Origin of the sequence: Streptomyces xanthochromogenes (genome assembly GCF_014650455.1) — a bacterium.
Lineage (GTDB): Bacteria > Actinomycetota > Actinomycetes > Streptomycetales > Streptomycetaceae > Streptomyces > Streptomyces xanthochromogenes.
In genome coordinates this window covers 1-2816 of record NZ_BMUZ01000040.1, presented here as the reverse complement: position 1 = coordinate 2816, position 2816 = coordinate 1, and the positions used below count along the sequence as shown (strand labels likewise).

The following is a 2816-nucleotide window of genomic DNA, read 5'->3' as shown; positions in this document are numbered from 1 at the left end:
AATGGGAAGGTTGATCGGTCTGCGTTGCCGGTGCCGGAGTTCGGTGGGGGTGGTGGCCGGGCGCCGCGTGATCCTGTCGAGGAGATTTTGTGCGGTCTGTTCGCGGATGTGCTGGATCTGGAGCGGGTCGGCATCGATGACAATTTCTTCGAACTCGGCGGTCATTCCCTGTCCGCGACGAAACTGGTCAGCCGGATACGGTCGGTGTTCGGTGTCGATGTGACGGTGCGGGAGGTCTTCAGTTGCCCGTCGGTCGCCCGGATGGCGGCTCTGGTCGCGGTGGGCGAGTCGGCTGCCCGGCCGGCGCTCGCGCCGGTGGTGCCCCGCCCGGAGCTCCTGCCGTTGTCGTTCGCACAGCAACGGCTGTGGGTCCTGGCGCAGTTGGACGGCGGCTCGGCGACCTACAACATTCCGATGGCGGTCCGGCTGCGTGGGGGCGTGGACCGGGTGGCGTTGGCGGCTGCACTGATCGATCTCGTCGGGCGCCACGAGAGCTTGCGGACCGTGTTTCCGGTGGGTGAGAACGGCCCGGTCCAGCGGGTGCTCGCGCCGGCCGAGGCGGATGTGGATCTGCGTGTCGTGGAGACTTCCGAGGCCGAGTCGGAGGCGGTGCTGCGAGGTTTGGCGTGGTACGCGTTCGACCTGGCACAGGAGGTGCCGGTCCGGGCCACTCTGGTGGAGACGGCTCCGGACGACTGTGTGCTGTCGTTGGTGGTGCACCACATCGCTTCTGACGGGTGGTCGAACACGCCGCTGCTACGGGACTTGGGGACGGCGTACACGGCCCGCTCGGCGGGACGGGCGCCCGATTGGGCGCCGTTGCCGGTGCAGTACGCCGACTATGCCTTGTGGCAAAGGGAGTTGCTCGGCGACACCGCAGATCCCAGCAGTCCGATGTCGCGGCAGACGGGCTTCTGGCGTGAGGCACTGGCCGATCTGCCGCTGGAAGCGACGCTGCCCGGCGACCGACCCCGGCCTGCGGTGGCGACCTATCAGGGCGGCCGCGTCGACCTGCACATCGATGCCACCGTGCACGAGCGGCTGGTGCGGTTGTGCCGGACTTGCGACACCTCGTTGTTCATGGCCGTCCAAGCGGCCACCGCCGCGGTGCTCACCCTCAGCGGTGCCGGGACGGACGTGCCGCTCGGCTCCCCGGTCGCCGGGCGGCACGACGTCGTCCTGGACGATCTGGTCGGGTTCTTCATCAACACACTGGTCCTGCGCACCGACACCAGCGGGGACCCCAGCTTCCGGCAGCTGCTGGCCCGGGTCCGGGAAGCCGATCTGGCCGCCTGGGCCCACCAGGACCTGCCGTTCGAGCGCCTCGTCGAAGTACTGGGCCCGGAACGCTCCGCCTCCCGCCACCCCCTCTTCCAGACCATGCTCACCTTCGCGGACGCGGTCATCCCCGGGCCGGCGATGCCGGGCCTGCACTCGGACGTGGCGGAGACCCCCGCAGGCGCGGCCCGCTTCGACCTGACGGTCAACTTCCGGGAGCACCGGCTGGAGGGGGGCCGGCCCGGTGGTCTGGATCTGGGCATCGACTACGCCGTCGAGATCTTCGACGAAGCCACCGTTCGTGCGTTCGGTGAACGGCTCGTACGGTTGGTGGCCGGTGTGGTGGAGACGCCGGATCGGTCGATCGGCGACATCGATGTGCTCACCCCCGGCGAGCGGGCGTGGCTGTCGGGGGCGGGCAGGGGTGAGCTGCGGGCCCGGGCGGTGTCGTCCTTGCCGGAACTCGTGCGGGCCTACGCCGATGACCGGCCGGATGCGGCCGCCGTCGTGTGCGGTGAGCGCGTTGTGACCTACGCGGAGTTCGAGGAGCAGGCGAACCGTCTGGCTCGGGTGCTTGTCACGGCCGGAGTCGGTCCTGAATCCCGGGTCGTCCTGTTCCAGGACCGAGGCGTCGAGGTGCTGGTGTCGATGCTGGCGGTGCTGAAGGCCGGCGGGGCCTATGTCCCGTTGGACACCCGGTATCCCAGGGCCCGGATCGAGGAGATCCTGCGGCAGGCATCGGCGTCGATGGTGTTGATCGGCCGCGATGTGTCCGCCGCGGAGCTGCCGGAGGGGGCGTCGGTGTTGCGGGTGCCGCCGTTGGAGCGCTGGCGGCCGGGCGATGCGGTGACGCCGCCCCCGGACGTTCGGGTGCATCCCGATCAGCTCGCCTACGTGATGTTCACCTCCGGTTCGACAGGAGTGCCCAAGGGGTCGGCCAACACCCACCGCAACATCGTGGAGTTGGCGCGTGACGAGGTGTTCGGCAACGGCGTCGCCGAACGCATGCTGCAGTACTCGTCGTTGGCCTTCGACGCTTCGACCATCGAGATATGGGGTCCGCTGTCGCGGGGCGGTTGCGTGGAGGTGGCGCCGCCCGGGGCGCTGGATTCGACGCAGCTGGGCCGGCTGCTGACCGAACGCAAGGTGCCGGCGCTGTTCTTGCCCGCGGGCCTGTTCCACGTGCTCGCCGAGGAGAACCCGGAGGCCTTCCGCGAAGTCCGGGAGGTGTGGGCGGGCGGGGACGTTGTTTCTCCGGAGGCGGTGCGCCGGGTGCTCGCACACTGCCCGGACACCACTGTCCACAATGGTTACGGCCCGACGGAGACCACTGTTTTCGTCACGGTGCACCGAGTGGACCAAACGATGGCTGATGCGCGGGCACTGCCCATCGGAACCCCGTTGGCCAATACCGGTGTCTACATCCTGGATGAGGCCCTGCGCCTCGTCCCGCCTGGTGTGGTGGGTGAGCTCTATGTGGCGGGGTCGCATGTGGCGCGGGGTTATGTGGGGCGTGCGGGTTTGACGGCGGAGCGGTT

Annotated in this window: 1 protein-coding gene; it reads left to right on the top strand. The window is 69.3% G+C overall.

Going from position 1 to position 2816, the window contains the following annotated elements; translation table 11 throughout:
• Positions 1-30: 30 nt before the first annotated feature.
• Positions 31-2816: non-ribosomal peptide synthetase (locus IE267_RS39250; protein ID WP_308428901.1), on the top strand; the 2786-nt coding region annotated here is incomplete at its 3' end.